Below are 6,415 nucleotides of genomic sequence, written 5' to 3' on the forward strand. Positions count from 1 at the left end.
AATTGGTAGACACAAGGGATTTAAAATCCCTCGACGTTCGCGTTGTGCCGGTTCAAGTCCGGCCCGGGGCACCATCCGAAAATTGAGTGGGTGAATTTAATATCCCGCCGTCGAGTTGACCGGCCGAGTGTCGGACCATCAATTCCGGCTCGGGACTCCTTCTCAAATTATGCGACACTAGCTCAGTTGGTAGAGCGCAACCTTGCCAAGGTTGAGGTCACGAGTTCGAACCTCGTGTGTCGCTCCAGTTGAGGCGCCTTGGCAGAGTGGCTATGCAGCGGATTGCAAATCCGTGGACCTCGGTTCGATTCCGGGAGGCGCCTCCATTCTTTTCGAAAGCTCGTCATTATGACGGGCTTTCTTCGTTTTAGCGCAATGGAAATCGACGCGCGTTAATCCCTCTTTCTGCTGTTTACTTATTATCTCCTCCCTGATTATTTGATCGGGATTCAATAATTGCACTCAATTAGTTATTGGTTTTATAAATGTTACACATCTCAATAATTGTAGAGGGTGATTGGTGATAATTTCTCCACGATTGTAGTCCGAACTTTTTGTTGTACAACAGACGGTTAGTTGGATTTCTTCTACCTGTCTTGCGGCTCTCTAAGTTCGGGCTTCGTCCTAAAACGTGAGAGAAAAATAATGAAAACATTCAACCTTAAACCCACACTTTTACCTTTAACTTTGCTGCTCAGTTCGCCGGTAATGGCGGCTCAAAATGGAACCATGATGCAGTATTTCCATTGGTATGTGCCAAATGACGGTGCACTCTGGACACAAGTTGAAAACAACGCGCCAGCACTAACGGACAACGGCTTTACCGCGTTATGGCTACCGCCTGCCTATAAAGGTGCTGGTGGCAGCAACGACGTCGGTTATGGCGTTTACGATATGTATGACTTGGGGGAGTTTGATCAAAAAGGATCGGTGCGAACCAAATACGGTACTAAAGACCAATACCTCGATGCCATCAAAGCGGCACACGCAAATAACATTCAAATTTATGGTGATGTAGTGTTTAACCACCGTGGCGGTGCGGATGGTAAATCGTGGGTCGACACCAAGCGAGTCGATTGGAACAACCGAAATATTGAGCTCGGCGACAAATGGATTGAAGCATGGGTCGAATTTAGCTTCCCGGGGCGTAACGACAAATACTCAGATTTCCATTGGACGTGGTATCACTTTGATGGCGTTGACTGGGATGACGCGGGTAAAGAAAAAGCGATCTTCAAATTCAAAGGTGACGGCAAAGCATGGGATTGGGAAGTCAGTTCTGAAAAAGGCAACTACGACTACCTGATGTACGCAGATTTAGACATGGACCACCCAGAAGTGAAGCAAGAGCTGAAAGACTGGGGCGAGTGGTACTTAAACATGACAGGTGTGGATGGTTTCCGAATGGACGCGGTTAAACACATCAAATACCAGTACCTACAAGAGTGGATCGATTACTTGCGTTGGAAGACAGGCAAAGAGCTGTTTACTGTGGGTGAATACTGGAACTACGATGTGAACAATCTGCATAACTTTATCACTAAGACTTCTGGCAGCATGTCATTGTTTGATGCACCGCTACACATGAACTTCTATAACGCTTCACGCTCGGGTGGAAACTTTGATATGCGCCGTATCATGGATGGCACCTTGATGAAGGACAACCCAGTGAAAGCGGTAACACTGGTCGAGAACCATGATACGCAGCCACTGCAAGCGCTAGAGTCTCCGGTGGATTGGTGGTTCAAGCCTCTTGCGTACGCGTTCATTTTGCTTCGTGAAGAAGGTTATCCGTCAGTGTTCTACGCGGATTACTACGGCGCACAATACAGCGATAAAGGACACGACATCAACATGGTGAAAGTGCCGTACATTGAGCAGTTGGTGAAAGCCCGTAAAGATTATGCTTATGGCAAGCAGCACTCTTACCTTGATCATTGGGATGTGATTGGTTGGACGCGAGAAGGGGATGCGGAACACCCGAACTCAATGGCGGTTATCATGAGTGATGGACCTGGCGGAACAAAATGGATGTACACAGGTTCGCCGAGTACGCGTTACGTCGATAAGTTAGGTATTCGCACCGAAGAAGTCTGGACTGACGCTAACGGTTGGGCAGAGTTCCCAGTGAACGGTGGTTCGGTTTCTGTTTGGGTCGGCGTTAAATAATCAGGCTCGCAGAATTGCAGGTGTGACCAATTTCGAAAATAGTGCGCATTTAATCAATGTCTTGTTTGATATTCATGAAACATATGCGTAACTTTATACCTGAGCATTATCAGTAGGCAGATTAAGGAAAGGAATCTATGGCTGACGTTTTAATTGTTGCGATTGTATTCGGTGCAATATTTGGTGGTGGTATCGTTAAGCTGATTCTCAATCATCGAAAAGAAGTGAGAGCGCTCGAAATTTCTGAGCGTAAGCAGATGAATAAAGAAGAGCGAGATGGTCTTAATAAACAAATAGAAGACCTGAAACAGCGCGTCGAAGTATTAGAGCGTATCGTTACTGACAACAAATACCAACTTGATAAAGAAATTGCGTCTTTGTAATTCTGAACCAAGAAGAAAGAGCCAGTTTAATACTGGCTCTTTTTGTTTCTGTTCCTTTTCCCAGATTCAGATTGCGCGAAGCGATGGATTACCGCTCGTCAAAGAAGTCTTTGTTTCGAATGTACTTACTCATCAAGTGATAAGAAAAAGGGCGGATCAACCAACTCACCAAAGAACGTCCAAGCCTCATCAAAGTTGGTGTGTTTTCGTAAATTCTACCGTTATAAAGCCAAAGCATTTTGCCTACATGCCAGTAGAGAAAAGGCACCGGAGGCATAAAGGTAACAATGTCGATGTCACAACAGATTCGATAGGTTTTGTGTCCTAACTTGTATCGTTTTTTGAATGTCCAATCCCCAATTGCTGGCTGACCAAATGTTACAACTCGCTTAATGCTTTTGGGGTACTTTCGTTCGATATAGTCGGCAAACACGCTGCCAATTGCGCCGCCCGACGAATGCCCAGTAATGGTGATGCGCTTGCCTTGTAGAATCAGCGGTACGACGGTGGCTTCTAGTCGCTCAATCACGCTCAAACCAAGACGATCTTCATTTCGAGAAGGTTGGCTTTCTTGAAATAACAAATGGTAGAAACCTGCATGGATGCGATAGTTAAGCCCAAGACGCTTGCAGCTACGAGTCCACATGGCAAAGTTCAAAAGCCAATCGCTAATGCTGTGCGACCCCTTAATGACAACAACGACTTCTGTGCGCTTTTTACTCCACAGGACACGAATCATGGTTTTGCCAAACTGGTTTTTAATGATCCGCTGTCCATTAGGATCAAACCCATAGCGGGTCTGTTTAAAGACTCTGGGGTAGGCAAGGTTGCAGAGTACGGCGTAGCGTTCGTATTGGTATCGTTTTAGAGGCTTCACGTTTTTCTTCTTAGTCTTTGTCAATTTAAAACTCTAGACGTGAAATATGAAAAACCGATGAAATGAGCTGGACAAAATTCAGGGTGAAATTTGATAAGTGAAGTGAAGGTATTTGTTTGTACTCAAGCGAGCTTGGCGCTTGAGTACAGACACATAAAGTGCTGACAAAGTTAGTTTGATGCTTGGTGAAGAAATTCAAGCTGTTGCTTTTCTTTATCGCTCATTTCATAAGGTTCATCGGATAGGGTATTCGAATCAAATGACCCAATAGGATAAGACTCTGCTTCACTTTGGCCATACTGTGCTTTTTCACCTGGGAAACCAGACATGCGTTCTATCATGATGTCACGAAGCTCATACTCGGTTCTGCCATTGGGTAATACATTGTGGAACGCTTTTAGCTCCACAGTTTGTTGTCCTTCAGCCAATTGTTTCTTTTGCACTAAAGAGGCAACTGCCGAGCCGCTTGATTGATACAAACTGCCACGAACTCGATAGATTCCCGCTTTGTCGACTTGAACCGTAATAGGAATCACCATGTCGGAATTATTCGATGATGCTTGGTCTACATTGATAATGCTGGCTACAGAGTGGTGAAGGCGTAAATCCGCACTGATGACATCTTCACCTTGCTCAAAGCTGATGCGTGCCACCAATCTTAATTCTTGTGGCCAGTTTGCTTCTGGTGTTATTTGCCAACCATTTTCTTGCACAGGAAGAGTGGTGAGGGTTTGTTGGCTTTCTACGTCAATAATGTCGAGTGACGCGGTCACGTAGTTTGCCGATGATTTTAAGCGAACATCAATCTTGTCTGGATAAAAATGACGATATTTGTCCAAGCTTAATGCTGCTTTGGCTTCTCCATTCAACACTGGAACAGGGACCTCTTCAAAATGATTCCAGTCGAGATACGGGCTGTTCTTATCTGTGATGGGAGTAGAGTAGGCTGGATACTGTAAGACCTCTTCGTGACGTTCTGCAATCAAAGATAAATCATGGGAAGAAGTCATATCTTCAATCACATCGACGCTCTCTTCTTTGGGAGGTAATGGCGCGCTCTCCATAGTGATGGTTTCGCTCGGTGTTGGCTTGGGCAAAGCGGCTGTTTGATTCTGCTGGGCTGGTTGTTGCTTCGCGGAGTCATCGTCTTGATTTTGTTGCGATAGAAACAACGCCGTAGCCCCAATCAAAACGAAAGCCGCAATGGCGATTGGCTTTTTGTTACTCATAATCGATCTCTTGCATCGTGCTTTGTGTGAGAAGAGCCAAGCATGAAACTTGGCTCGTTGGTTTGCTTATTACGACGCTTTACAGGCCGACAGCGATTTCCGACATGGTGTCGTTTTGAGAACCTTGAACGTAAATGTATTTGTTTCCAAACCATCCATTCTCTTGGTAGCTGTCAACGCTTACCGATTTTCCATCCGCTAAGGCAATCGACGTATTACTGGAGGTGACTTTACCTTTGTGTTTCGACCCAATGACTTCGCTGTGGCTATAACCGTTACCCATGATGAACGGGTAGTGGTTTGGCATAAAGCTAGCCACTCCTTTACTTTGAGAAGCCATTTTTCCGTCCATAGCTAGATTAGTAGAACAGCTATCGAAACTGCCTGAGCTTGAAGCGCCACATGATGAATGCGCCGCTACAACACCATCGTCTTTTCCGGGCAAGAAGCTTGCGGTCGCTTTTAGGTAGTCGCTGCCGTTACCAACAAAACGAATTCGAGGGATACGGTGGTCTGGTAACATCGCGATTTGGCGAGCGTTTGACACTTTTAGATCATTCAATACACCGGTGTTGTTTTTTGATGGCATATCACCGAGCCAGAGTGAAATCGCATAACGCATTGCACTGTTTGTCCAGCCACCACCTTCAGTGATGTTAATAACGATATCGCCCAGCTCTGATCCACCACCAGCACCTGCAAAGTCGAAAGTCGCGACAATGTTGAGTGGAGATAGGCCTGCGTTAGTTAACCAGTTTTCTTGGTTATCGAGCAGATGTCTTGCAACTAGGTCGCCAGTTGAGTGGGTTACCAACACGCAACCCGGCTGGCAAGTCCCATTTCTTGAGAGCTCTTGCAGCTTCGGCCATACATAATCACTGGCTATTTTTCCTTCAACTCTTTCATGAGAGGGCCAATCAATACGAGCATCGGCATACTGCATCCAATAGTCTTTCCAATAATCCGCACCTTCTGTTTCAACTTGCGATGGCGCTGGTTTAGTTTGCAGTTGATCGGCTTGGAATCCGTGGATGAGGACCACTTTGTAATCACCAATGGCTGCATTGGAAGCGGTAGGTAAAGCCATTGCTACTGCGAGTGCGGCTAGTTTTGTCATTTTATTCATGATGTTATCAACCTTTGAATGTTTAGTTTCGCCAAAAATAGCGAAGTGGTAATAAGCAAAATACAAACATCAAAATCACTTTTGCTCGAAAGGTATGATTAACGGGATGAATAATAACGATCAACACATCCGATCAGTGAAGTGTTACCGGAGTACAATAATGATAATTTTAATTCCTATAAATGAGATTGCTTGCGGGAGTAATTTATAAAGTTGTTGATAGATTTCTCTTTTTAATCTTTCTGACATTAACTAGAAAGAAAAGCGATGATTGAGTAACAGCAGGTGAAGAGCAGGGTTGGAATGGTTTGATGTGTTTAGGGATTGATCGAATTGACTGAAGAGTGCTCGTCTGAGTCTGCTTTTTAACCGCATGAATAAAAAAGATAAAATTTGTTGTTGACCTAGAATCTTAATCCGTTAAAGTACGCCTCGTTCTCACGGCGAAGGTCGTTAGAGCAGGTGGTGTTACCATCGCATTAATTGCGTTGCCCTGGTGGTGGAATTGGTAGACACAAGGGATTTAAAATCCCTCGACGTTCGCGTTGTGCCGGTTCAAGTCCGGCCCGGGGCACCATCCGAAAATTGAGTGGGTGAATTTAATATCCCGCCGTCGAGTTGACCGGCCGAG

At 45.2% G+C, this 6,415-nt stretch carries 5 protein-coding genes and 3 tRNA genes; 5 read left to right on the top strand and 3 right to left on the bottom strand.

Annotation, left to right across the window (positions count from 1 at the left end; translation table 11 throughout):
* Positions 1-171 precede the first annotated feature (171 nt).
* The 4 genes from QTO06_RS24745 to QTO06_RS24760 all read left to right on the top strand — a co-directional run bounded on the left by QTO06_RS24745 (position 172) and on the right by QTO06_RS24760 (position 2,552).
* Positions 172-247: transfer RNA gene (locus QTO06_RS24745), tRNA-Gly, on the top strand.
* A gap of 5 nt (positions 248-252) precedes the next feature.
* Positions 253-326 (top strand) — tRNA-Cys (locus QTO06_RS24750).
* Between the two features lie 319 nt (positions 327-645).
* Positions 646-2,169: an alpha-amylase gene (amyS, locus tag QTO06_RS24755; protein ID WP_331410272.1), complete on the top strand. Its 1,524-nt coding sequence runs from the start codon at positions 646-648 to the stop codon at positions 2,167-2,169.
* 137 nt (positions 2,170-2,306) lie between these two features.
* Positions 2,307-2,552, top strand: coding sequence for a hypothetical protein (locus tag QTO06_RS24760; RefSeq protein WP_005440998.1), 246 nt, complete (start codon positions 2,307-2,309; stop codon positions 2,550-2,552).
* Positions 2,553-2,640: 88 nt separating this feature from the next.
* Here the strand turns inward: QTO06_RS24760 and QTO06_RS24765 are convergent, their stop codons facing one another.
* From QTO06_RS24765 to QTO06_RS24775, 3 genes are all read right to left on the bottom strand, one after another.
* Positions 2,641-3,429 carry a lipase family protein gene (locus tag QTO06_RS24765; protein ID WP_331410273.1) on the bottom strand — a complete coding sequence of 263 codons (789 nt, stop codon included), beginning with the start codon at positions 3,427-3,429 and terminating at the stop codon, positions 2,641-2,643.
* Between the two features lie 170 nt (positions 3,430-3,599).
* On the bottom strand, positions 3,600-4,658 hold the full coding sequence (locus QTO06_RS24770) for a hypothetical protein (protein WP_331410274.1): 1,059 nt from the start codon (positions 4,656-4,658) through the stop codon (positions 3,600-3,602).
* Positions 4,659-4,737: 79 nt separating this feature from the next.
* Complete coding sequence (locus QTO06_RS24775; protein WP_050567170.1) at positions 4,738-5,784, bottom strand: hypothetical protein; 1,047 nt, start codon at positions 5,782-5,784, stop codon at positions 4,738-4,740.
* Between the two features lie 490 nt (positions 5,785-6,274).
* On the opposite strand from QTO06_RS24775, the gene QTO06_RS24780 reads away from it, so the two are divergent.
* Positions 6,275-6,361 (top strand) — tRNA-Leu (locus tag QTO06_RS24780).
* Positions 6,362-6,415 lie beyond the last annotated feature (54 nt).

Origin of the sequence: Vibrio sp. M260121, from assembly GCF_036533715.1 — a bacterium.
Classification (GTDB): Bacteria; Pseudomonadota; Gammaproteobacteria; order Enterobacterales; family Vibrionaceae; genus Vibrio.

Bases quoted from the DNA above. Each gene is read 5' to 3' on its own strand.
- amyS (WP_331410272.1), top strand. From the start codon at position 646: ATGAAAACATTCAACCTTAAACCCACACTTTTACCTTTAACTTTGCTG.
- QTO06_RS24760 (WP_005440998.1), top strand. From the start codon at position 2,307: ATGGCTGACGTTTTAATTGTTGCGATTGTATTCGGTGCAATATTTGGT.
- QTO06_RS24770 (WP_331410274.1), bottom strand. From the start codon at position 4,658: ATGAGTAACAAAAAGCCAATCGCCATTGCGGCTTTCGTTTTGATTGGG.
- QTO06_RS24775 (WP_050567170.1), bottom strand. From the start codon at position 5,784: ATGAATAAAATGACAAAACTAGCCGCACTCGCAGTAGCAATGGCTTTA.